Below are 23637 nucleotides of genomic sequence, written 5' to 3'. Positions count from 1 at the left end.
AAGTTAATTTTTTAATGGTTTAAAGATAAAAAAAATGTTCTTTATGCAAAACTATTTGCAATTTGTAATCAATATTTCAATAATTCGAATAAAACTTCTTCGAAACGATTTTTTGGTAAAAACTGATCTTCTAGTGCTTTTGTAAACGGAATTGGGGAATCTAAACTTGCGACTCTTTTAACCGGAGCGTCAAGGTATTCAAAACATTCCTCCATAATTAAGGCCGAAATATCGCTTGCGATTCCGCCAAACAAAGTATCTTCCTGATAGATAATTACTTTTCCTGTTTTTTTAACCGAATTAAAAATTGTTTCAGTATCCAAAGGTTGTAAAGTTCTTAAATCTATTAAATCAGCACTAATTTCAGGATTGTTTGCCAAGGTTTCTAATGCCCAATGTACGGGAGCGCCAAAAGCTATGATAGTAACTTGATTTCCTTCTTTCAATACAGCTGCTTTTCCTAAAGGAATCGTATAATAATCAACGGGAACATCCTGATAAACACTTCTGTACAATTGTTTGTGTTCAAAAAACAACACCGGATTCGGATCATTTATAGAAGTATTCAATAAACCTTTTGCATCATATGGAAAAGCCGGATAAACAACTTTTAATCCCGGAGTTTTGGTAAACCACGCTTCATTAGTCTGAGAATGAAATGGTCCCGCCTGAGTTCCTCCGCCACAAGGCATTCGAACTACAACATCGGCATTTTCGCCCCATCGATAATGCGACTTTGCTAATAAATTTACGATTGGGTTAAATCCTGTCGAAACAAAATCAGCAAACTGCATTTCTACAATTGCCTTATAACCGTTGATAGACAATCCCATTGCGGTCGAAACCACCGCGCTCTCACAGATTGGCGTATTTCGCACGCGGTTTTTTCCAAAGAGATCTACAAAACCATCTGTTATTTTAAAAGCGCCGCCATATTCTGCAATATCCTGACCCATAATTACAAGGTTTCCATGACGTTTCATAGATTGCTCTAAACTGTATCTTATGGCGTCAATAAAGCGTATATTCTTTATTTCTTCAGTAGGATTAACTTCTTCAAATTGATAAGGTTTATAAACATCATCTAATTCTCCGCTATAGGTAGGTACAATTTCCGGTTCTGCATTTGCTATAGCCAAATTTTCGTCAATTTCCTGCTTGATTTCAGCATGCAATTGTTGATCATATTCTGAAGTTAGAACTCCAATTTCAGTTAGATAATTTCTATAATTGGTTACGGGATCTTTGGCAGCCCATTCGTCCATTAATTCCTGTGGAACATATTTTGTGCCACTCGCCTCTTCATGACCGCGCATTCTAAAGGTTTTAAATTCTAATAAAACCGGATGCGGATTTTCCTGCATATGTTCTTTAAGCTGAGACAATTTATTGTAAACCTCCAGAATATTATTTCCGTCAATAATATAACTGTCAATTCCGTAGCCAACACCTTTATCAGCGAGGTTTTCACAGGCGTATTGTTCGTTTACAGGAGTCGAAAGTCCGTAGCCATTGTTTTCGATAATAAACATTACCGGTAATTTCCAGACAGCAGCTATATTCAGTGCTTCATGAAAATCTCCTTCGCTTGTTGCGCCTTCTCCCGTAAAAACAGCTGTGACTTTCTTATTTTTTTGAAGTTTATCTGCCAAGGCTATTCCGTCTGCGATTCCTAATTGTGGACCCAAATGCGAAATCATTCCGATAATCTTATATTTTTGTGTTCCAAAGTGAAAACTGCGATCCCTGCCTTTTGTAAAACCGTTTGCTTTTCCTTGCCATTGCGAAAACAATCTATGCAACGGAATATTTCTGGTAGTAAATACTCCTAGATTTCTGTGCATTGGCAATATGTATTCAGATTCGTCTAAAACAGTGGTAACACCTACTGCGATTGCCTCCTGCCCTATTCCGGAAAACCATTTTGAAACTTTTCCCTGCCGAATTAAGATCAGCATCTTTTCTTCGATCAGGCGTGGTTTAAGTATTTTTTTATATAAATCTAATAATTGAGCATCAGTAAGGTTTTGTCTGTAAAAGATCATTTGGTTCGTTGTTTTAGTGTTTCAAATATAGAAAATTATAACAATTTTATTAATTTTTGTTATAATAATTTAATTTTAATATAACTTTTAAAATTCAAATCTAAAATATTCTCTACCTTTGTTATTGAAAGGCCTTTATACCACCTTTCATTCTTTAAATAAAAATGTAAAGTATGCAAAACATTCCTAGTGTAGACTTACGTGATTTCCTTTCGGACGACCCGAAACGTAAACAAAAATTTGTAAATGAAATCGGCAGTGCATTTGAAAACATTGGCTTCGTAGCCCTAAAAGGTCACTTTTTAGATGATCAGTTAGTAAACGAGCTTTATAGCGAAATTAGAAAATTTTTCGCTTTGCCAGTAGAAACTAAGCATAATTATGAGATTCCCGGAATTGGCGGGCAAAGAGGTTATGTATCTTTTGGAAAAGAACATGCGAAAGGACGTAAAGAAGGGGATTTGAAAGAATTTTGGCATTTTGGCCAGTATGTTGATGCTGCTTCTAAGTACGCTTCAGAATATCCTGAAAATGTAGCAGTAGCAGAATTGCCCCGTTTTAATGTTGTGGGTAAAGAAGCGTATCAAATGCTTGAAAAAACGGGTGTTTATGTGTTAAGAGCTTTGGCTTTGCATTTAGGTTTAGATGAGTTTTATTTTGACAAATATGCTCATGACGGAAACTCTATTTTAAGACCAATTCATTATCCGCCAATTACTTCTGAGCCAGAAAATGCGATTCGCGCAGCTGCTCACGGAGATATTAACCTGATTACGCTTTTAATGGGCGCTCAGGGAAAAGGATTACAGGTTCAAAATCATGATGGCGAATGGATTGATGCTATCGCAGAAGACGATCAATTGGTAATTAATGTTGGGGATATGCTGTCAAGACATACCAACAATAAATTAAAATCGACGATTCACCAGGTAGTAAATCCACCAAGGGAATTATGGGGAACTTCACGTTATTCCATTCCGTTTTTTATGCACCCTGTCAGCGATATGCGTCTGGATTGTTTAGAAAACTGTATTGATGCTGAGAATCCTAAGAAATTCGAAGATATTACTGCGGGAGATTATTTATACGAACGTTTAGTAGATTTAGGTTTAATAAAAAAGTAAACTTTTAAATCTACAATTTTTAAATTCCAAATTCCAAACTATCAAATTGGGATTTGGAATTTAATTTTTTACAAACCAGAACTATTGAGATTTATTTTAGCCTAAAAATTTATGGACTTACAAGATCAATTAAAAAACTTATTCCCTGATCACATCGAATCAAATGAACCTGAAGTAGTTCAGGAAGAAGATCATGTTCTTTTTATTCAAAAAGAGCCTATGATTTGTAAATTCGAAAAACGAAAAGGAAAAGCCACAACTATTATCGAAGGTTATGAAGGATCTGACGAAGATTTTAAAATCCTGGCGAAAGAAATTAAAACGAAATTAAGCGTTGGCGGAACCTTTAAAGATGCTTCGATTATTATTCAGGGCGATTATCGGGATAAAATCATGGAAATCCTTAAAGCAAAAGGATTTAAAACGAAGCGTGTTGGTGGTTAGATTTTTAAATTCCAAATTCCAAACTGTATAAAAATTTAACCGCAAAGAACGCAAAGAATAATAAATAAAGTTTTTTGCAAAAAAGACTAAGAACGCAAAGCTTTGGCTTTAGGTAGTTTAGATTTTTGAATTTAGATTAAAAATTTAACCGCAAAGAACGCGAAGAATTATAATTGTAAGTTTTAATGAAAGCGCAGAGATCGCAAAGCTTGGCGTAATAATTAGACAAGACACTTTTATATAGACAAGGAGACGCACTGCTGTGCGCCTCTACGAAAAAAAAAACATAGAAGCATAAAAAAATCTGTGACAATCTGTTCAATCCGTCAAATCCGTGGGCAAAAAAAGTTAGCGCCCGACAGAAAACCTCAGAACCTTAGTCACTCAGTAACTTAGAACCTAAAAAAAAATGATACAAAATTCAGAATTAATACTTAATCCGGACGGAAGCGTTTATCACTTAAATCTTCTTCCTGAACATATAGCAAACGATATAATTTTTGTTGGAGATCAAAACAGAGTCGAAAAAATCACACAATTTTTTGATTCTATTGAATATTCGACACAGAAAAGAGAATTTAAAACTCAGACGGGAATTTATAAAGGCAAAAGAATATCTGTAATGTCAACCGGAATTGGACCTGACAATATTGATATTGTTGTAAATGAATTGGATGCTTTGGTTAACATCGATTTAAAAACACGTCAGCCAAAAGAAAATCTGACTTCATTGAATATTATCAGAATTGGAACTTCTGGTTCTTTACAAGCGGATATTCCTGTGGATAGTTTTGTAATGTCTAAATTTGGATTAGGATTAGACAATATGCTCCGCTCCTACCTGATCGATGAAGTGTCGAACGCTGCGATTGAGGATGCTTTTATCAACCACACGAATTGGGATATTAGAAAAGGAAGGCCGTATGCAATTGCTTGTTCTGAGAAATTAGAAAAAATAATAGAATCAGATAAAATGTTTAAAGGAATTACTGCAACAGCCGGAGGATTTTATGGGCCACAAGGACGCGTTTTACGTTTGAATATTCAGGATGAAGAATTAAACAGTAAAATGGATAATTTTAATTTTAATGACGAAAGAATTACTAACTTAGAGATGGAAACTGCAGCAATTTATGGGCTTTCAGCGCTTTTAGGACATAATGCATTATCATTGAATGCTATTATTGCCAATCGTGCATCCGGAACTTTTAGCGAAGATCCTTATAAGGCTGTCGATGAATTGATTGCTTATACATTGAATAAGTTGGCTCAGAAGTAATCAGGGAATTAGTCAATTTGAAAATTAGATAAATTCATGCAGGACGCTATTCTTAAATTTGAAAATTTATTATTAGAAAATGTCAACTATTTTCCAACAATAGATAACGATGTTTTAGAAACTAAAGAAAATGGAAAATGGTCTAAAAAAGAGATTTTAGGACATTTGGCAGATTCAGCGATTCATAATCTGATACGTTTTACAGAAATAAATTATGTAGAAAAACCTTATCAGCACAGACCCTATAATCAAATAGATTTAGTAAATTTAAATCAATATCAAACAATGGATATTGATGAGCTGACACAGTTGTGGTTGGTAGTAAACAAGCAAATTATCAGGATTATGAAAAGTGTTGATGAGAAGGTTTTAAACTTTAAAATTGTTTTGAGTGATGAATCTGTAATTGATTTAAAGTTTCTTATGACGGATTATCTAGCCCATTTAGAACATCATATTAATCAGATTAAATCTTAGATTATGTTTTTAAGAGTAGCCAGACATACAGATGATTTAGATAAAATTATAGATTTTTACATTAATATTTTGGGTTTTGAGCTCTTGGGAGATTTTCAGAATCATAATAATTATGATGGCGTTTTTATTGGAAAATCAGGTTTAGAGTGGCATTTTGAATTCACAAAATCTGATACAAAAGCAAACCATACTTTCGATCCGGATGATGTTATAGTGCTTTATCCTAAATCAATTTTAGATTATAATATGCTATTGGATAAGATTATACATAATAACATTTCAATTATAACTGCAAGTAATCCTTTTTGGAATGAAAACGGAAAAATGTTTCTGGATCCGGATGGTTATCGTATTGTTTTGTCGCCGTTGAAGGCAATAATAGATGAAATTAATTAGTAAATTTAGTAATGCAGGAAACACATAAAAAAATATTATTTAAATATTATAGTACATACTTAGAAGAGATTGTTTCAGAAACAATGTGGGCAGAAATTGTGGATCTGGAGAAAGGATATTTCAAATTAGATAATATTCCGTTTTTTGGACCTTTGATTGCCACAGATGATATTTTTCGTGCAGAATATGATGAAAATGAAAAGTTCTTCATGCACAAAGAAACAATAGAGAGTTCTGGGAATTCAATTCTTCAAATATTACTATTGGAAAAAGAATTTGACAAGGAAATAATTATAGAAAAATTAAAAACAATCAATTGTATCTCCGAAAGCCTCAATGATACTTTTTTTGCTGTTGAAGTAGTTAAAAATACCGACTATTCGATTGTAAAAAGTGTATTGGCTGAATACGAATCCAATTCAATAATAGAAATTGAAGAACCTTGTCTTTCTGATAAACACAGAACTGATTTATTAAAAAACTAAACAAACAAAAAACTTAGCATACGCATCCAAACTTAACTTAAACTTAAACTAATGAAAACTGTAAAAATTGTAGGTGTTCCGGAACACTTCAATTTGCCATGGCATTTATGCATCGAAAATGGCGAATTTGAAGCTGAAAACATTGATTTGCAATGGAAAAACATTCCTGAAGGTACTGGCAAAATGTGCCAGATGCTTCGTGATGGTGAAGCTGATATTGCTGTAATTTTAACTGAAGGTATTGTAAAAGATATTGTTGCCGGTAATCCAAGTAAAATTGTTCAGATTTATGTTCAGTCTCCTTTAATTTGGGGAATTCACGTTGCTGCAGGATCCAATTTTCATACTGTGGCAGATCTTAAGGATAAAAAAGTAGCGATTTCGAGAATAGGTTCAGGATCGCAATTAATGGCTTATGTAAATGCACATGAAAATGGCTGGAAAACGGATGATCTGCAATTTGAAATCATAAATACAATCGATGGAGCTGTAGAAGCCCTGACAAAAGGTACTGCTGATTATTTTATGTGGGAACGTTTTATGACTAAACCCCTTGTTGATCAGGGTATTTTTAGACGAGTTGGCGACTGCCCTACTCCATGGCCGTCATTTGTAATTACTGTTCGTGATGAATTCCTGAAAAAGAACCCGAAAATTGTTGAAAAAATATTAGAAATAATAAACAAAACAACACGCGATTTTACCCAGATTCCCAATATAGACAAAACATTATCAGAACTTTTCAATCAAAAAATTGAAGATATTCAGGAATGGCTGAAACTTACACAATGGTCTCAAAAGAATTTGAGCGAAAAAGCATTTATTAAAATTCAAAATCAGTTATTTGATCTCGGAATTATTGATAAAAAAAGTACTTTTGTTGAAACTGTAAAAGCGCTGTGATAACTGCTTTTGAATCTTATGATAAATTTTCCTAAAATTGACTTTCCGCAATTAAAATCTAAATTACAGGTGAAATCACCCTGGGATAGGATTATTATCATGCTTTTAAGTCTTTTAATTACGATTCCGATTTTTATCATACTGCATCAAAATCTGATAGATTTAGAATGGGCTTTTAATTTAGACCGTGTATTTATCTTCATTTTTGTTTTTACGGCTATTTTCTTTCTCTTAATGTACCTGCGAACCATTATTATTTTGTGTATTGCGGTTTATTTATTGGTCCTTGTGTATGGAACTGTAATTGGTAATTATGGTTTTAGTGAAATTTCAGAAGATTATAATTCTATGATTTATACGATGTCTGATAATCCTTTTCCGCAAGATATCATTGTTGCAAAACTGCTTCCGTTTCCTAATAAGTCCAAAATTATTAATGCGATCGAATATCAGAATCCAAAGGTTCGCAATTTTGCCATTATGGCTACGTCAAAGCATTTTAAAGGAATAAAAGGATATTCAGATTACAGAACCATTATTCAGTGTTTTGCAGTCTTTAAAGAGATTAACAGTCGCTGGAATTATGTCAATGATCCTAAAGAAGGCGATTATATTGCTACAGCGAGCGAATCTTTAGAATATTTTTCAGGCGATTGCGATGATCATTCTATTTTAATGGCCGCCGCAATTCGATCTATTGGCGGAACACCAAGATTAATTCATACTAAAGGACACATTTATCCTGAGATTTTAATAGGTTCTCTAATTGATCTGGAAAAGGTCAATTATTTGATTAAAAATGTACTTTTTGTAAAAGAAAGTTATGGTAAAAAGATTCATTATCATATCGATGAGCGTGGTCAGGTTTGGATGAATCTCGATTATACTGCCAAATATCCGGGAGGACCATTTATGTATGAAGAGATTTTGGGTGCTTTGACTTTAAAATAGTTTTTTAGCGGATAAGAACCTAAGTTACTAAGGATCTGAGGGTTTAGTTTTATACCTGAAAAATGCTATTTTGCTGGTTGCGATCATTGTTTTGTGAAATTATTATTGTAAATGTTTGATATTTAGATTTTTAATCAAAAATATTTTTGTAATTTTCTAATGTCTAACTTTAACCACAAAATCATGAGAAAATCTAACTTATTTATCTTCGCAATTGCACTATTAGCAGTAGTAATGGTTTCATGTCACAAAGGCCGAAACAAACTTGTAAATTCCTGGAAAATTACTGCGGTTGAGCCTAAAACACCTCTTTCTGATTCTTTGAAAAATGTGATTCTGACTAACGGAACACTTACTTTTACAGAAGACGGACACGTTACGGGATATTTACAAAATGAAATAAATAATGGTACTTTTGCCTTGACAAAAGGTGGAAAAAGTTTGGTGATAAAAGATGAAACAGGAACTCCATATCCTTGTGAAAGCACTATTACAGATGATCAGCTGATATTAGACAGTAAAGAAATGAAAATTACACTCAAAAAAATATAGCATACAGTAGCCTATCAACCACATTAAACCACAATGTACTAAAATACAGTGTGGTTTTTTTTATAAGTTAAAACACAATCGTATATTTGCAGTCTTAAATAAAAGCAATAATTTATGTGAAAAATAATTTCTTTCAGACAATTTAAAGGGTAAACTACAATTGTGGTTGCGCTATTTATTCATCTTTAGAGAAAGAAATTATGCTTATTCTACAAAACATTTCATATAAACACGAGAACAGTGATCTATTGTTTGATAACATTAGTTTTACAGTAAACAATCACGAAAAAATCGCACTAATTGGTCATAACGGCGTTGGAAAATCTACGTTGCTAAAAATTATTGCAGGAGAATTACCGCCTTCAAACGGAGAGCTAAGAGCTAGTTCTGAACCTTATTACATTCCTCAGATTTTTGGGCAATACAATCATTTTACCATTGGCGAAGCATTATGCGTCAATCATAAGCTCAATGCCCTTGCAGCAATACTGAAAGGGAATGTTACAGAAGAAAATCTTACTGTGCTCAACGAGGACTGGACGATTGAGGAACGTTGTAATAACGCACTGAAATATTGGCAATTAAACGGTTTGGATTTAACACAAAAAATTGAAACCTTAAGCGGAGGCCAAAAGACAAAGGTTTTTCTGGCTGGAATTTCGATTCATGAACCTGAGCTTGTTTTATTAGACGAACCCAGTAATCACCTGGACAAAGCGGCAAGAGAATTGCTTTACAACTTTATTGTTACAGCCAATTGCAGTTTAATTGTGGTGAGTCATGACCGAAAATTGCTCCATCTTTTAAATACAGTTTGCGAAATGAGTAAACGTGGTATCACAACATATGGTGGCAATTATGATTTTTATGCTGAACAAAAACAGCTCGAAAACAATGCATTAAACCAAGATCTGCAGAGTAAGGAAAAGGCCTTGCGAAAAGCGAAAGAGAAAGAACGTGAAACGGTTGAAAGACAGCAAAAGTTAGATGCACGGGGAAAAAAGAAACAGGAAAAGTCCGGTGTTGCCCGTATTATGATGAATACGCTGCGTAACAATGCTGAAAACAGTTCGTCTAAACTCAAAAGTGTTCACATAGAGAAAGTAGATGGCATTTCGAAAGAATTACGTGAGTTGCGCTCGTCATTGCCGGATATTGATCAGATGAAATTTGGTTTTGATCATTCGGCTTTGCATAAAGGAAAAATACTCTTTACGGCAAATGCGATTAACCATACTTACGAAGATCAGTTTCTCTGGAAAAAAGATTTAAATATCGAAATAATTAGCGGAGAAAGAATCGCTATTCAGGGTTCAAATGGATCCGGAAAAACAACTTTAATCAAAATAATACTCGGCAAAACAAAGCCAAAAAACGGGACTGTTTATATTGCAGAAAATCAATCTGTTGTTTATATCGATCAGGATTATTCGTTGATAAGCAATGCTCTTAACGTTTATGAACAAGCTCAGGCATTTAATATTTCTGGTCTTGAAGAGCATGAAATAAAAATGAGACTCAATCGGTTTTTATTCCATAAGGAATACTGGGATAAACCTTGCAATGCTTTAAGCGGCGGAGAAAAAATGCGTTTAATGCTTTGCTGTTTAACAATAAATAATCAATCTCCGGATATGATTATAGTAGACGAACCAACGAACAACCTGGATCTTCAGAATGTTGAGATTTTAACAGCAGCGATTAATGAATATCAGGGAACATTAATTGTAGTTTCGCACGATGAGTCTTTTCTGGAGCAAATTAATATTAAGAAAAATATCTTGTTGGAATAAAGTATAAAATGAAGGTAAAATGTAGCTGTAGTACTAAAGGGGAATCAGTTTACTATTGATATTATTACTATATTAGTAACACCTTGTTAAAATGGAAAGTGATACATAGCGCAGGAACAAGATTTTAGAATTTATACCGTAGTTAAGGATACTTCAAATACCATAAACTAAATATATATCCTATGAAAACAAAAATCAAAATTTTGACCCTTTCCGCTTTTCTTAGCATTGCTATTTTTAGCGAAAAAGCAATTGCATGTACCAGAGTTGTCTACGAAGGTCCGAACGGAACCATTATTACCGCCCGATCTATGGACTGGAAAACCGAAATACCTGCTAATTTATGGGTTTTTCCAAGAGGAATTGACCGAAATGGAGAAGCTGGGAATAATTCGGTAAAATGGAAATCTAAATTCGGAAGTGTTATTACCAGTTCCTGGGATATCGCTTCTTCTGACGGAATGAATGAGAAAGGTTTGGTTGGTAATCTTTTATGGCTGGCGGAATCTAATTATCCTAAATTCGAAAAGAATGGAAATCAAAAAGGATTGGCAGTTTCGCTTTGGCTGCAATATGTACTTGATAATTTTGCAACAGTTGCTGAAGTTGTAAATGCATTAGAGAAAAATGATTTTTTAGTGGTTTCTTCTCATATTCCGGGTACAGCTATTTTTGCAACGGTACATTTATCTGTTTCGGATAATACTGGCGATAATGCTATTTTTGAATATATCAATGGTAAATTAGTTATTCATCATGACAGAAAATTTGTTGCCATGACTAACTCTCCTACTTTTGATGAGCAATTGTCAATAAATAGTTATTGGAAAGGAATTCCGGGAACTATTATGCTGCCGGGAACTAACAGAGCTGCTGATCGTTTTGTAAGAGCGTCCTATTATATTGATGCAATTCCTAAAACAGACAATACAAGAACAGCAATTGCCAGTGTTTTTGGCGTTATTAGAAATTGTTCCGTGCCATTAGGTATTTCGTCTGTAGCCGAACCTAATATTTCCTCTACACGCTGGCGAACTGTAGCTGATCAAAAAAATCTAATTTATTATTTTGATAATGTTGTAAATCCTAACGTAGTTTGGGTTGAATTTGGTAAACTTGATTTTAGTGAAAAAGGTAAAATAAGAAAACTTAGTTTGGCAAATAATGAGAATTATTCCGGAGAATCTTCGATGAATTTTAAAGTGACGACACCTTTTCAATTTGCAGGATTAGATTAAATTTTGTTACGTTTGCCATGTCCTAAAATTATAAAAAATCATGAATAACCATAAAACCAAGTTGTCACCTGAGCAACAAGAAGAATTACTTCGTGTTTTAGAAGTTCGCTTTGAAAAAAATAGGCAACGTCATAAAGGCATTGAATGGAATAAAGTACGAGCAAAACTAATGGCAAATCCTGATAAAATATGGTCACTGGATGAAATGGAAAGAACTGAAGGGGAACCGGACGTAACAGGCTATGACAAGAAAACAGATGAATATATTTTTTGTGATTGTTCAGCAGAAAGTCCCAAAGGACGCAGAAGTTTGTGTTATGATCATGAAGCACTAGAGAAAAGAAAAGAAAACAAACCTGCAGACAGCGCTCTTAATAGGGCTGCCGAAATGGGAATTGAAATTTTGAATGAGCAACAATATAGGGAGCTTCAGAAATTAGGTAAATTTGATAGTAAAACATCAAGTTGGATTGAAACACCATCTGATATCAGAAAACTAGGTGGTGCTTTATTTTGTGATTTTCGTTATGATACTGTTTTTGTATATCATAACGGAGCTGAATCGTATTATGCCGCAAGAGGGTTTCGTGGGGCGCTAAGAGTTTAATCCGGAACAAATAAGATTATGAATCCTAAGGTTGATTTTTATTTTGATAAAGCCCAAAAATGGCAAAAAGAACAAGCGGAATTAAGGCAAATTGTATTGGATTGCCAACTAACAGAAGAGCTAAAATGGGGAGTTCCCTGCTATACTTTTCAAAATAGTAATATTGTTTTAATACACGCTTTTAAGGACTATTGTGCACTTTTGTTTTTTAAAGGAGCTTTACTTAGTGATACGGATGGAATTCTGATTCAGCAATCTAAAAATGTTCAGGCTGCACGACAAATTAGATTTACGGACCTTAATGAAATTGTTGATCAGAAAAAAATCTTAAAAAACTACATTTACGAAGCTGTAGAAATTGAAAAAGCAGGTCTTAAAGTAGTATTAAAGAAAACGGAAGAATTTAAGATTACAGAAGAATTTCAAAAGAAACTGGACGAAAATCCAAAATTACATACTGCATTCAAAGCTTTATCTCCTGGTAGACAAAGAGCTTATTTACTTCATTTTTCGTCTCCAAAACAATCTAAAACCAGAGAATCAAGAATAGAGAAAGTTATAGGTCTAATTTTGGAAGGAAAAGGATTAAATAATTAATGTTTATAAAGAATAAAAGAGAATAAAAGAAAGTACGTTATCAAAAAAGAATTTATACTGTTGTAGAAATAGGTTTATATTCGCTTTCGGGAAAACTAAATCAGAAATACACTAATGAATACCACAGAGCAAGAAGCTAAAACCGGAACTTTCAATACTAGTGATCTTTATTTGGCAAATTATATTAGAGACAAAGAATAAATCAAATTACATCATATAAATTAAACAATTTTAAAAATAAATAATAATACTAGCCTTTGACACGTATTACTTTGATGGAAAAGCAAAAACGGTTTGCCTTGAATTTACAGAATGGAATCAAAGTGAAAACTTTAAAGTTCATACCGAAATTATCGGGAATGTTGAGGAATATATTCCCGGAGAATTTTACAGAAGAGAATTGCCTTGCATTATTAGTTTGCTGAATCAGTTTGATTTAAAAGATATTGATTTCATTATCGTCGACGGATTTGTTTATCTGGATGATGAAATGAAATATGGTTTAGGAGGTTATTTATATGAAAAACTCAATAAAGAAATTCCAATCATTGGCGTTGCAAAAACCAATTTTGCATCTATCGAAAAAAATAAAAGAATTTTATTGAGAGGCGACAGCAAAAAACCATTGTTTGTAACTGCTATTGGTATTGATCTGGATGATGCATTTGAGAAAGTAGAAAGTATGGCAGGAGAATTTAGAATGCCAACTTTGCTTAAGGAAATGGATAGACTGACGAAGGAATTGTAAATACTAAATCTTGATTACTCTAAAAATAAAATACACGCAAAATATTGCTGGTAGTATGACGCCAAATAAATCTCGCAAATAAAAATTAATGAATAGTTTAAAAATATTTGATCAGACATTTACTGATGATACGAATTTTGTTTTTGTAGTTCTGTTTGATTTACTAAACAACAGTGATCTTGAAGTCTTATTACCAAAAGAATACAATATTCTATTAAACGAATTTAATCAAAATATAGAATTTGCCAGTTTTAAAAAATTAGACTTAAATATTGTTCTAAATGACGAAAATAAAGAATCTCTTATAAAAATTTTCGAATCGATTTATTCTAATAGGTTTAGATCGATCCCAAAGGATGAAAATAATGTTTTAAAATCAAAGTTATTTCTAAACGGCGATTTAAAGAAAATTGGAAAAATTATTTACAAACAGCTAGATAACAGAATAAACGAAACGGACATTTATAATACAATTTTAAATGGTTTGAAATGTGGAACTTTTTATGAGCTAAGTATCTTGAATCCAGAAGAATTAGAAGGAAACTGGACTTCGATAAAAGAATCAGGGGCGTTGCGAATCAATTATAATATGACCGATTGGATGCCTTTGGGATCAAAAATAGAATTGAAAATTGAGAAGTTTCATTCTGGAATGTATAAATTTATATGTTCGACAAAAGTGATGGATTATAACACAAGAAATGTGTTTTTAATCGATGTCTACGAATCAAATGTTGAGATTAAAGATGGTTTCTTCTATCATTATAATTTTGAATCTAATAAGCTTATTTACAAAATGCCCATTTATGAATTTGAAAATGAAACTTTTAAAACACAAATAGCTGATTTTGAATTTGTTCTTCAAAGAAATAAAACCATTAAATAGTAGCATTTTGGAAGTTAATTTAGTAACGTAATAAACATTCAAACAAGATGGAAAATAATGATTATGAACAATTACTGAAAAATATTGCTTCTCCTTTAGATTATTCTGAAGGTTTGTATTTAGTATACGTTGAATTGTTTCATACAAATGCTGAGATGTACAACATAATTTCAGAACACGTTACGATAATTAAAGAACTGGAATTTGGGTATTTATGCGAGGCGCATATGCAGGCTATTCCGGAAATAGCACGTTCGTTATCCTTAAAGAATCATGCCGTTTATCAAATAGTGAGGTTGGTAAAACTTACTAAGAGCTCAAATAATGAGCCTGTTTAGAATAGCTATAACAGACTAACCGGATAAAACCTTATAGCTTCTGGTATAAAAAGTTCTCCCTGATATGTTGAAAACTACAAACGTCTCAATTTTTAAAGTCCGGTAAAATATACTTTGCCATAATTTCGAACGCTTGTTTGGCTTTGAAAGATCCGTAATTACCCTGAGTAAAAACAACAGTTAAATTTAAACTTTCTATTATAAAAATATATTGCCCGCCATTGCCGGATGCAAAAAGCAAATTTTGCTCCAGATCCTTTGTCTTTATAGTCTCTCGATACCAATAAAAACCATAAAAAGCAGGTTGTGGAAATCCAATTTTAGTTCTGCTGGATTTCATAAATGAAAAATCAGGAATTGCAATATCACAAAGAGTAGATTGTGCAATCCATTTTTTTGAAATGATTTGTTTACGTTCCCAAACGCCTTTATCCTTTACAAGTTGTCCTATTTTAAGCATGTCTACTGGCCTGATATAGAAGGATCCTCCCGTCATACCATTTCCGCTTGGATCTATTGTCCATTTATAAGCTGAGATTCCCAGCGGATCAAATAGGTATTTTTTTGCAAAATCCAAAATAGACATATTTGTCGCTTTGCGTATTACTCCGCTCAGGATTACCGGATCTACTGATGTATATGACCATACTTCGCCAGGCTTATCTTTCATTGGGAGATTGAGTGAATATTCGACCCAGTTTTTGCTTGAACTCATTTCTTCTTCGCAATCTTTCGTATCGTTAAACTCTTCGCAATCAAAACCTGATTTCATTTCAAGTAGATTTTTTATGGTAAGATGTTTTTTTAATTCATCTGTTTTCAGAGCTGGATATTCAGGAAAAAATTCATAAACTTTCTGGTTTACATTCTTTATAAATCCTTTATCAATCGCTATTCCAACCAGTAAACTTGTAATCGATTTAAAAGAAGATCGCGAATCATGAAGTGAATCTCGCTTATAGCCATTAAAGTATAGTTCGTATACCAATTGTTTATCTCTTAAAATAAGTACACTATGAACTCCGGAATAGTGATTACTGACAATAGAGTCTGTCATTTCACGCAAAAGAGAATCATAATTTTTAGAGTCAGTTTGCGCTGATACAGTAAAAACATTTATAAAGAGGAGTATATAAAAAAAGTATTTTTTTTTCATGGTTATATGTTGGTCTTTACTTAAAAAAGATGACAAATTTTAAAAAACAAGAAAGTATCAGATGCTAAAGATAACATTATCTCACTTGTTTTTTTAGGTATTGATCTTATTGGCAATGATCATAAGAATTATTTAATGCTTAGAATTCAGTCATAAAAATAATATTAGAAATAACGAAGTCTTTTGTGTTTTATTGCAGACGAGTTTTTGAATTGTGCATTCAGAACATTTTGAAAAAAAGAATGAAATTAGCTGTTTTTAAGCATGAATCTGTTAGTATATCGTTAAACATGCCCCTGTTTACTTGCTATTTCTGGTAAAAATGCCTATATTACGGAAAATTAAAAATGCCGGTTTTTATTATAAAAACTAACGGCAAAAATATTTATATATGAAACAATTACTTCAGTGGACAATTATTATTCCAGCACTTGCCTGGATTCTTTTTTTTAGCGGATTAGTAGATAACAGCAGTTTCTTTCAGGTTGTTGCAAGTATATTGCTTATTCTTAGTGTTATGTCAGCAGTGCACCATTCAGAAATAATAGCAGAACGAGTTGGAGAACCTTATGGAACCATTATTCTGGCCATATCGATAACTGTTATTGAAGTTTCGATTATTGTATCCTTAATGCTGTCAGAAGGCTCTGAGGCAGCTTCATTGGCAAGAGATACTGTATATGCCGCTACAATGCTTATTTTAAATGGTATTATTGGATTGTGTCTTTTAATTGGAGGTTTGAAACATTACGAACAAAATTTTTCCGTTTCTTCTGTTACCATTGGTTTGGTATCATTAGTTTCGATCATAGTATTTACACTGGTCTTCCCTACTTTTACCGAAAGCGTTAAGGGATCTTACTATTCGTTGCCGCAACTTGTTTTTGCTTCAATTGCCTGTCTTGTTATTTATAGCTCTTTTCTATTTGCACAAACCAGCAGGTACAGACAATATTTTCTTACTGTTGGAGATGATGAAAATGAAGACGTAGTTGAGCCAATACCCATCAATAATAAGACTTTTTATACAAGCTTGATTTTTCTAATTATAAGTTTGGGAATTGTAGTATTATTGGCTAAAACCCTCTCTCCTACTATAGAAAGTATCATTGTTAGCTATCATTTGCCAAAAACTTTAGTTGGGGTTGTAATTGCAGCGATAATTTTATTGCCTGAAGCTATCGCTGCTATTATAGCGGCAAGAAAAAACAGGCTTCAAACCAGTATCAATTTAGCTTTAGGTTCAGCATTGGCAAGTATTGGGTTAACTATTCCTAGTGTTGCAGTAGTTTGTATTATGATGGATATGCCTATTATTTTGGGACTTGACATTAAATCTATCGTGCTGCTTGCATTATCTGTATTTACTGTAATGCTGTCATTAAGTAAAGGAAAATCGAATATTGTTTATGGAGTCGTACTTTTAGTCAATTTATTTGCGTTTGTATTCCTTATGATCTATCCGTGATAGTAAAACTGATATAAAAAATAAACACAAAGCTCCATTAGAAATAATGGAGCTTTTTTATGCGTTCACAAATAATTTTTATGAATTATTACGGACAAGAAATGTAAATATTTTAGAAAAAAAAAGTTAATAAATCTGTTTTTAATTAAAATTAATCGATTCATTTTGAATAAAGATATTCTTATATTCGCACCATATAATGTTAATTTAATATATAAATTACTTATGATTTAGGAGTAATACAGCCGTTTTTGACAAAAAAATTAACTAAAACACCATAACCTTAAAATTATCATCACTATGAAAAAAGGAACTATTCGTTTAGCCTCCCTACTCTTTATTTGTTTAGCCTCTACAACAATGCTGGCTCAGTTAACATCTCCAAAAATTGATTCATTGATGGAGGATGCTTTTAAAAAGTTTAAAGTAGCGGGTGCGTCAATTGCTATTGTTAAAGATGGAAAAGTAATTCACCAAAAAGGATATGGTGTTACTTCTATAGCGACTAATACACCTGTAAACGAAAATACCAATTTTCAGATTGCGTCAAATAGTAAAGCATTCACAGCTGCTGCGCTCTCCATTTTAGAGGATGAAGGTAAATTGAAATGGACAGATAAAGTAAGAGGTTATATTCCTGAATTCAAGATGTATAACGATTATGTAACTGAAAATTTTAATATCCAGGATTTATTAACGCACAGAAGCGGATTAGGATTAGGTGTTGGCGATCTAATGTTTTTTCCTGATGGATCGAACTATACTGTTAAGGATATTGTAACCAGCTTTCAGTATTTTAAACCGGTTTCTCCATTTCGAACTAAATTTGATTATGACAATTTACTGTATGTAGTGGCAGGTGAAGTAATTGCACGAGTAAGCGGTATGAGTTATGAGGCATTTGTACAAAAACGAATTATTGATCCGTTGCAAATGAAAAATAGTTTTGCTGGTGCTAGTTTGATTACTGATAAAAGCAATTATGCAACACCACATTCATCAGATTCAGGAACGATAAAAACAATTGATGCTTTTAATGTGCAAATGAATAGCGCAGCAGGTGGAATATTTTCTAATGCAGCAGATATGTCAAAATGGATGATAGTATCTTTGAATAAAGGTCAGTATGGTCCAGATTTAAAAACAACGTTGTTTTCTGAAAAAAATCACAAAGAGATGTGGCGCATACATACGGTTTTAGGTGCTGACCCGAATCCAAGATACAATTCTCATTTTAGCGGTTATGGGTTAGGTTGGGGAATATCTGACGAGAAAGGAAGTTTGAAAATATCACATACCGGAGGTTTGCCCGGAATGCTTTCGATTGTAACCATGTACCCCGATTTAAACTTAGGTATTGTAATTTTAACCAATACTGAAAGTGGCGGAGCCGGACTTTTTACAGCAGTTACAAATACGATTTCTGATAGTTATTTAGGGTTGGAAGATTTTGGCTGGACAAATAAAGTAGTCGAATGGATGAAAGAAGGTAAAAACACCAGTGATGATGTAACTAAAAAAGTTTGGGAAAAAGTGCAATTATCCAAAAAACAAAAAGTAAAAAATGAAGATTTTATAGGAGTTTATGCAGACAATTGGTTTGGAGAAATAGAAGTGTTTGAAAAAGACAAACAATTGTGGTTCAAATCATATCGTTCACCTAAACTAAACGGGCCAATGGCTTTTTATAATGCCAATACATTTGCTATAAAATGGGAATATCAAGCCATGAATTGTGATGCTTTTGCCATGTTTTCACTGGATGAAACTGGAAAAGCTCAAACTATCAAAATGAAAGGTATTTCGCCAAATATTGATTTTAGTTTTGACTTTCAGGATTTAGATTTAAAAAGAGTTCAAAAATAAAAAGTTATAATCATAAAAAATGCTATTAGAAATAATGGCATTTTTTGTGATTTTATGAATCTTTTCCTAAAACTATTTTAATAAAATTAAAAGAAGTTTTTATAATCAAACTGAGTCATAAATATTCAGCGTTAATTAGTTGTATAAAAATGTTTATGTATATTAGCAAATCAGGCTCTTTAAAAAATTCGACACTTATGAAATTTTTCAAATCTTATTTCTCTATATTAGGCCTGCTCCTATTAACAGGATGCGTAGGAAACATGAATCCTACAGGCGGAAATTCTTCGCCAAATTACCCTTATTTTATTACTGCAGAACCATTGGAAGTAAAAAAGATAATGGTCCCAAAGGGAACAAAACTAGTTTACGAAGAGCAATTCTTCAAAGAAGGAAAACAAGATAAAATGTTAAGCGAGGAAAAACTAATTACTATAGAGTTTCCCACTGGCCAACCCATAATTTGGGGCGGTGTTCCTGTAACTTCGATCAACAAATTTTTTAATTCAGAAATGCATGGATTTACAGTTTATGCGGATTTTGAAAAATTAAGTGCCGATAAAAAAACTAAATTTTCGCAGCTATGGCAAAGTTGCAGTAATGATTTAGGAATTACAGTCAAGAATATTGGAGATTGGTCTTTTAATACCGAAAACATTTCTGATGTTGACGACTGTAGTGTGCTTTATCAACGCTATTTTAAGAACAATAAAAGACAACAGGATTTTTTGGATGAAATTTATTCTGAAATGCTAAAAGTTGGTTCAAAATAAAATATAGTATCTTCTTTTGTTTCTCTGGTGAAATTGAAATCAGTAATAATTTAATGATATTCGTTTAGTAATGACAGGAAACTGATTATGTAAATATTTCCAGAATCAAAAATCAAAAAAAACAATGAGAAAAATAATTCTTCCAATTTTTTATATTTTATTGCTAATATCTTGCAGGGAAAATGAGCATCAGAAAGAAAAAACTACAATATCTGCGACTTCTAAAATTAATTTAGCAAAGGAAAGCGCTAATAGTGAGAAAAAAAATATAAATCATTTATTTGTTGCCAATGGCGGTTCTGTTTTATACATGAAAAATGGAGAAAGGAGATCTCAGGCCAGATTTGACACAGATGGTAACTTTGTAGACGAATTGCTGAAAGTTGCACGTGAGGATGGCAAATACAAAGATTATGACAATTATTTAATGGAAGAAAAGGACACTCTTAATTTTTTTGAAGACTTTGGAAGAATTAAATCCGATTGGCTAATTTTGAAAGGAAACGAAATAACAAATAAGCAGCAAGTAGTTTCTTTTACAAGTCCAAAAAATAAAAATTCGCAAGATGTCAGGACTGTAGAATCAACTCAGTTAATTCTATTTAATCCCGAAATTAAACATTTTAATGATGAAAATTCTGTTGAAGCTGAATCCTATTTTACAGCAATGGACGATTGGGCATATTACTCAAACGAATTGAGGGAGTTTTTTAAGAAAAAAGGTGTAAAGTCTTCTTATAATGAAAAGAGATATTTAGAATTTAAAATCGAAAATAATAAGACAATACTAATTGATACAAAAAGTAAAATAAACAATTATACTCCAAATGCTTTATTATATAAAAAAGGAAAAACACCCATTATCTTGCATTTGATAGCGAGTGATAATGATCCTGATGAAATTCAAAGCTATCTGAAATAATAAAAACTATCCAATAAACCATAAAACACAACAATTATGAAAAACAAAATTTATTTTATAACACTCCTATTCGTCGGCATTTTATTATTTTCCTGCTCATCCGATGACAATATGGATCATCAGAATGATTTTGAAAAGAGTCAAAAAGCCTGGCTTGATTTTAAAGAATCCTCAAATAATTCGTATAAATATGTTGTGTACGGAGGATCTGTATTTACCGCATATGGTTGGGAAACAACACTAACAATATCAAGCGGAAAAATAATTCAACGAGATTTTAAATACACCGGTAAAACGGAAAATATTCCTGAAAATAAATTATCATGGACAGAAAATGAGAAAGAAATAAATAGTCATGAACTTTCAGCTGCTGCAAGTCCTTTAACGTTAGATGAAATTTACGAAAAAGCTAAAACACAATGGCTGGTTAAAAGGAAAAATGCAAACACTTATTTTGAATCAGAAAACAACGGTTTAATTTCTAAATGCGGATATGTAGAAAACGGTTGCATGGATGATTGTTTTGCAGGAATTTCAATTAAAAACATTGTAGCTTTAAAATAAAACTTTACCCAGAAAATAAAAGGCTCCTTAAGAAATTAAGGAGCCTTTTTTGTGATCTTTAAAAATCTGCGTACAAACCATTCTTAAAGGCTTTAGACAAACATTCTCTAAAAAATTACTCTTTTTTCTTTTTCTTTATTATTTTATTGGCCACTGTGTAAAGTGCTATTAATACTAGAAAATGTATTAAATAAGATTTAGATTCTCCTTTTCCGTTTACTACAGAAAAAACTCGATTCCATCTTACTTTGTTTATACCGCTTCCGTCCTTGTCCCAGCTAAACCAGATAAAAACTGGTTTTCCTATAACATGATCAAAAGGAACATACCCCCAAAATCTTGCGTCTAATGAGTTTTGGCGATTATCACCCATCATCCAGTAGTAATCTTGTTTAAAAGTATAAGTGGTACTGGTTTTTCCGTTTATTGCAATGTCATTTCCATGAACTTTTAAATCATTGTGTTCATATTCTTGGATAATTCGCTTATAAAAAGGAAGTGTTTTTACATCTAATTTTATAGTTGCTCCTTTTTTAGGAATATAAATAGGTCCAAAATTATCTATATTCCAGCCTAAAGAAGGAATATTAGGAAATACACCTCCGTCTTTTCCTTTTGGTTCCAAATATTTTTTTACACCTTTTACTACTGGATTGTTTGCTAATGCAGCGGCCTCCTTATCTGTTAATGTCAAATAATACTGTCCCTCATTTGTAAGTGCAAAATTTCCGTTTTCGTACTTCATACCTTCTCTGGCTCCATATCTGTGCACAAGAGCATCCTGACTAATAGTTGCTCCTTGAGTATCTATAATAAAATTATATTGGGTCTCTGCACTTTCCGGTAATTGTGGTATTTTGCCATTGATATAAACGTTTCCTTCACGGATTTCTAAAGAATCGCCGGGTATTCCGACACATCGTTTTACTAAATTTGTTTTTTTATCAATTGGCTTGTAATAATTTCTATCCGGATGAAAGTTATCCATATCACGCAAAGTATCCGCAGGCTGATTAAAAACTACAATTTCATTACGTTTAATCTTTTCTATTGCAGGAAATCTAAAATAAGGCAATTGAAATTTGTTTAATAAAGACGTTTCTTTTTTTGTCGCATCATCACTAAATAGATATGATTTTACACCCGTTAGAGGGATTGAGTCGTGTACCATAGGCAATGCAACTGAAGTCATTGGAGTTCTTGCTCCAAAATTAATTTTGCTTACAAACAAAAAATCACCAATTAGCAATGTTTTTTCCATTGAGGAAGACGGAATCGTAAAGGGCTGTACAACATAAGTATGCACCAATGTAGCCACGATTATAGCAAATAAAAGAGAACTTATAGTATCTTCGGTTTTAGTACCTGGTTTTAAATCTCTATTCTCAATATAGGTCAGTTTGTCACTGGTATAGTTTAAAAAAGTAATATAAAATCCTAATGTCAGCAAGACTAACGCAGTATCTAATCTTGAATTTTTACCAAAACTTCTAATGGTTTCGATCCATACGACAGGAATTACCAAAAGATTAATAATGGGAATAAAAAGCAACACAACCCACCAACGCGGACGATTTATGATTTTCATTAAAATGATTAAATTATAAATGGGTATAAAGGATTCAACAGGCCTTCTCCCCGCTTTTAAATAAAGTTTCCATGTAGATAATCCATGAACAAGCTGCAGGATTAAAATAAAAACGAGCCATTCTGATACATTCATAATTTTTTTGATTTTTATAAGTTGCTTTTATCTGTAACCATTCTATAAGTAGTCTTTTAACTAAATTGTTACACATCGTCTAAGTTAAAAATCAGTTAAGACTTCTGATCTTTTGATTTTTGTTAAAAAGACGTGTCTTTTATACGATCTGTAAAAGATTTAAACAAGATAACTTCTGGTCTATTTGATGCTATTCTCAATAAAAATCAACTAATTATAGTGTATATATTTCTTATATTCGCTTTGAATAAAAACCATTCAGGAAATAGAAAGCAAATAAGACTTTTCCAGATGCAACACTA

General features: G+C 32.5%; 24 protein-coding genes. 21 read left to right on the top strand and 3 right to left on the bottom strand.

Annotated elements, in window-relative coordinates:
- Positions 1–68: 68 nt before the first annotated feature.
- Positions 69–2045 carry an alpha-ketoacid dehydrogenase subunit alpha/beta gene (locus NJT12_RS05290; protein ID WP_271334860.1) on the bottom strand — a complete coding sequence of 659 codons (1977 nt, stop codon included), beginning with the start codon at positions 2043–2045 and terminating at the stop codon, positions 69–71.
- Positions 2046–2218: 173 nt separating this feature from the next.
- On the opposite strand from NJT12_RS05290, the gene NJT12_RS05285 reads away from it, so the two are divergent.
- From NJT12_RS05285 to NJT12_RS05210, 16 genes are all read left to right on the top strand, one after another.
- Positions 2219–3169, top strand: coding sequence for an isopenicillin N synthase family dioxygenase (locus tag NJT12_RS05285; protein ID WP_271334859.1), 951 nt, complete (start codon positions 2219–2221; stop codon positions 3167–3169).
- Positions 3170–3280: 111 nt separating this feature from the next.
- Positions 3281–3613 carry a translation initiation factor gene (locus NJT12_RS05280; RefSeq protein ID WP_271334858.1) on the top strand — a complete coding sequence of 111 codons (333 nt, stop codon included), beginning with the start codon at positions 3281–3283 and terminating at the stop codon, positions 3611–3613.
- 409 nt (positions 3614–4022) lie between these two features.
- Positions 4023–4892 (top strand): nucleoside phosphorylase, encoded by an 870-nt coding sequence (locus NJT12_RS05275; protein WP_271334857.1) that lies wholly within the window; start codon positions 4023–4025, stop codon positions 4890–4892.
- Between the two features lie 36 nt (positions 4893–4928).
- Positions 4929–5369, top strand: a complete 441-nt coding sequence (locus NJT12_RS05270; RefSeq protein WP_271334856.1) for a DinB family protein — start codon at positions 4929–4931, stop codon at positions 5367–5369.
- A 3-nt stretch (positions 5370–5372) separates the two neighbouring features.
- Positions 5373–5765 carry a VOC family protein gene (locus NJT12_RS05265; protein WP_271334855.1) on the top strand — a complete coding sequence of 131 codons (393 nt, stop codon included), beginning with the start codon at positions 5373–5375 and terminating at the stop codon, positions 5763–5765.
- Between the two features lie 11 nt (positions 5766–5776).
- Positions 5777–6250, top strand: coding sequence for a DUF4265 domain-containing protein (locus NJT12_RS05260; protein WP_271334854.1), 474 nt, complete (start codon positions 5777–5779; stop codon positions 6248–6250).
- A gap of 51 nt (positions 6251–6301) precedes the next feature.
- A complete protein-coding gene (locus tag NJT12_RS05255) occupies positions 6302–7153 on the top strand; it encodes a substrate-binding domain-containing protein (RefSeq protein WP_271334853.1) in 852 nt (283 codons plus the stop codon).
- A gap of 18 nt (positions 7154–7171) precedes the next feature.
- Entirely contained in the window at positions 7172–8104 is a 933-nt protein-coding gene (locus NJT12_RS05250; protein WP_271334852.1) for a transglutaminase-like domain-containing protein, read from the top strand.
- Between the two features lie 183 nt (positions 8105–8287).
- A complete protein-coding gene (locus tag NJT12_RS05245) occupies positions 8288–8656 on the top strand; it encodes a hypothetical protein (RefSeq protein WP_271334851.1) in 369 nt (122 codons plus the stop codon).
- Between the two features lie 200 nt (positions 8657–8856).
- Complete coding sequence (gene abc-f, locus NJT12_RS05240) at positions 8857–10449, top strand: ribosomal protection-like ABC-F family protein (RefSeq protein ID WP_271334850.1); 1593 nt, start codon at positions 8857–8859, stop codon at positions 10447–10449.
- A gap of 182 nt (positions 10450–10631) precedes the next feature.
- Positions 10632–11687 carry a linear amide C-N hydrolase gene (locus tag NJT12_RS05235; RefSeq protein WP_271334849.1) on the top strand — a complete coding sequence of 352 codons (1056 nt, stop codon included), beginning with the start codon at positions 10632–10634 and terminating at the stop codon, positions 11685–11687.
- 40 nt (positions 11688–11727) lie between these two features.
- Complete coding sequence (locus tag NJT12_RS05230) at positions 11728–12294, top strand: DUF4256 domain-containing protein (protein ID WP_271334848.1); 567 nt, start codon at positions 11728–11730, stop codon at positions 12292–12294.
- A gap of 18 nt (positions 12295–12312) precedes the next feature.
- Positions 12313–12891 (top strand): YdeI/OmpD-associated family protein, encoded by a 579-nt coding sequence (locus NJT12_RS05225; protein WP_271334847.1) that lies wholly within the window; start codon positions 12313–12315, stop codon positions 12889–12891.
- 241 nt (positions 12892–13132) lie between these two features.
- Positions 13133–13639, top strand: a complete 507-nt coding sequence (locus NJT12_RS05220; protein ID WP_338083382.1) for an endonuclease V — start codon at positions 13133–13135, stop codon at positions 13637–13639.
- Between the two features lie 88 nt (positions 13640–13727).
- Entirely contained in the window at positions 13728–14525 is a 798-nt protein-coding gene (locus NJT12_RS05215) for a hypothetical protein (protein ID WP_271334846.1), read from the top strand.
- Positions 14526–14572: 47 nt separating this feature from the next.
- A complete protein-coding gene (locus tag NJT12_RS05210) occupies positions 14573–14863 on the top strand; it encodes a hypothetical protein (RefSeq protein ID WP_271334845.1) in 291 nt (96 codons plus the stop codon).
- An 85-nt stretch (positions 14864–14948) separates the two neighbouring features.
- Here NJT12_RS05210 and NJT12_RS05205 read toward each other — a convergent pair whose 3' ends face one another.
- Positions 14949–16019: a serine hydrolase domain-containing protein gene (locus NJT12_RS05205; RefSeq protein ID WP_271334844.1), complete on the bottom strand. Its 1071-nt coding sequence runs from the start codon at positions 16017–16019 to the stop codon at positions 14949–14951.
- Between the two features lie 391 nt (positions 16020–16410).
- Between NJT12_RS05205 and NJT12_RS05200 the strand changes: the two genes are divergently transcribed.
- The 5 genes from NJT12_RS05200 to NJT12_RS05180 all read left to right on the top strand — a co-directional run bounded on the left by NJT12_RS05200 (position 16411) and on the right by NJT12_RS05180 (position 21612).
- Positions 16411–17487 (top strand): calcium:cation antiporter, encoded by a 1077-nt coding sequence (locus NJT12_RS05200; RefSeq protein WP_271334843.1) that lies wholly within the window; start codon positions 16411–16413, stop codon positions 17485–17487.
- A gap of 300 nt (positions 17488–17787) precedes the next feature.
- Positions 17788–19353, top strand: a complete 1566-nt coding sequence (locus tag NJT12_RS05195) for a serine hydrolase (protein WP_271334841.1) — start codon at positions 17788–17790, stop codon at positions 19351–19353.
- 197 nt (positions 19354–19550) lie between these two features.
- The gene (locus NJT12_RS05190; RefSeq protein ID WP_271334840.1) at positions 19551–20126 is read left to right on the top strand and encodes a hypothetical protein; all 576 of its coding nucleotides are present in this window, start codon (positions 19551–19553) and stop codon (positions 20124–20126) included.
- Positions 20127–20250: 124 nt separating this feature from the next.
- Entirely contained in the window at positions 20251–21048 is a 798-nt protein-coding gene (locus NJT12_RS05185; RefSeq protein ID WP_271334839.1) for a hypothetical protein, read from the top strand.
- 36 nt (positions 21049–21084) lie between these two features.
- Positions 21085–21612 carry a hypothetical protein gene (locus tag NJT12_RS05180; protein ID WP_271334838.1) on the top strand — a complete coding sequence of 176 codons (528 nt, stop codon included), beginning with the start codon at positions 21085–21087 and terminating at the stop codon, positions 21610–21612.
- A gap of 115 nt (positions 21613–21727) precedes the next feature.
- Here the strand turns inward: NJT12_RS05180 and lepB are convergent, their stop codons facing one another.
- Positions 21728–23335 (bottom strand): signal peptidase I, encoded by a 1608-nt coding sequence (gene lepB / locus NJT12_RS05175; RefSeq protein WP_271334837.1) that lies wholly within the window; start codon positions 23333–23335, stop codon positions 21728–21730.
- Between the last annotated feature and the right edge of the window lie 302 nt (positions 23336–23637).

The sequence above is a fragment of the Flavobacterium azizsancarii genome (assembly GCF_027980145.1).
GTDB lineage: Bacteria > Bacteroidota > Bacteroidia > Flavobacteriales > Flavobacteriaceae > Flavobacterium > Flavobacterium azizsancarii.
This window is presented reverse-complemented; position numbering and strand designations above follow the sequence as displayed.

What these genes read in the sequence shown, in the direction of transcription:
- NJT12_RS05190 (WP_271334840.1), top strand. Translation starts at nt 19,551, where the DNA reads ATGAAATTTTTCAAATCTTATTTCTCTATATTAGGCCTGCTCCTATTA.
- NJT12_RS05200 (WP_271334843.1), top strand. Translation starts at nt 16,411, where the DNA reads ATGAAACAATTACTTCAGTGGACAATTATTATTCCAGCACTTGCCTGG.
- NJT12_RS05195 (WP_271334841.1), top strand. Translation starts at nt 17,788, where the DNA reads ATGAAAAAAGGAACTATTCGTTTAGCCTCCCTACTCTTTATTTGTTTA.
- NJT12_RS05245 (WP_271334851.1), top strand. Translation starts at nt 8,288, where the DNA reads ATGAGAAAATCTAACTTATTTATCTTCGCAATTGCACTATTAGCAGTA.
- NJT12_RS05280 (WP_271334858.1), top strand. Translation starts at nt 3,281, where the DNA reads ATGGACTTACAAGATCAATTAAAAAACTTATTCCCTGATCACATCGAA.
- NJT12_RS05210 (WP_271334845.1), top strand. Translation starts at nt 14,573, where the DNA reads ATGGAAAATAATGATTATGAACAATTACTGAAAAATATTGCTTCTCCT.
- NJT12_RS05285 (WP_271334859.1), top strand. Translation starts at nt 2,219, where the DNA reads ATGCAAAACATTCCTAGTGTAGACTTACGTGATTTCCTTTCGGACGAC.
- NJT12_RS05215 (WP_271334846.1), top strand. Translation starts at nt 13,728, where the DNA reads ATGAATAGTTTAAAAATATTTGATCAGACATTTACTGATGATACGAAT.
- NJT12_RS05275 (WP_271334857.1), top strand. Translation starts at nt 4,023, where the DNA reads ATGATACAAAATTCAGAATTAATACTTAATCCGGACGGAAGCGTTTAT.
- lepB (WP_271334837.1), bottom strand. Translation starts at nt 23,335, where the DNA reads ATGAATGTATCAGAATGGCTCGTTTTTATTTTAATCCTGCAGCTTGTT.
- NJT12_RS05185 (WP_271334839.1), top strand. Translation starts at nt 20,251, where the DNA reads ATGAGAAAAATAATTCTTCCAATTTTTTATATTTTATTGCTAATATCT.
- NJT12_RS05180 (WP_271334838.1), top strand. Translation starts at nt 21,085, where the DNA reads ATGAAAAACAAAATTTATTTTATAACACTCCTATTCGTCGGCATTTTA.
- NJT12_RS05205 (WP_271334844.1), bottom strand. Translation starts at nt 16,019, where the DNA reads ATGAAAAAAAAATACTTTTTTTATATACTCCTCTTTATAAATGTTTTT.
- NJT12_RS05250 (WP_271334852.1), top strand. Translation starts at nt 7,172, where the DNA reads ATGATAAATTTTCCTAAAATTGACTTTCCGCAATTAAAATCTAAATTA.
- NJT12_RS05255 (WP_271334853.1), top strand. Translation starts at nt 6,302, where the DNA reads ATGAAAACTGTAAAAATTGTAGGTGTTCCGGAACACTTCAATTTGCCA.
- NJT12_RS05235 (WP_271334849.1), top strand. Translation starts at nt 10,632, where the DNA reads ATGAAAACAAAAATCAAAATTTTGACCCTTTCCGCTTTTCTTAGCATT.
- NJT12_RS05265 (WP_271334855.1), top strand. Translation starts at nt 5,373, where the DNA reads ATGTTTTTAAGAGTAGCCAGACATACAGATGATTTAGATAAAATTATA.
- NJT12_RS05290 (WP_271334860.1), bottom strand. Translation starts at nt 2,045, where the DNA reads ATGATCTTTTACAGACAAAACCTTACTGATGCTCAATTATTAGATTTA.
- NJT12_RS05230 (WP_271334848.1), top strand. Translation starts at nt 11,728, where the DNA reads ATGAATAACCATAAAACCAAGTTGTCACCTGAGCAACAAGAAGAATTA.
- NJT12_RS05270 (WP_271334856.1), top strand. Translation starts at nt 4,929, where the DNA reads ATGCAGGACGCTATTCTTAAATTTGAAAATTTATTATTAGAAAATGTC.
- abc-f (WP_271334850.1), top strand. Translation starts at nt 8,857, where the DNA reads ATGCTTATTCTACAAAACATTTCATATAAACACGAGAACAGTGATCTA.
- NJT12_RS05260 (WP_271334854.1), top strand. Translation starts at nt 5,777, where the DNA reads ATGCAGGAAACACATAAAAAAATATTATTTAAATATTATAGTACATAC.
- NJT12_RS05225 (WP_271334847.1), top strand. Translation starts at nt 12,313, where the DNA reads ATGAATCCTAAGGTTGATTTTTATTTTGATAAAGCCCAAAAATGGCAA.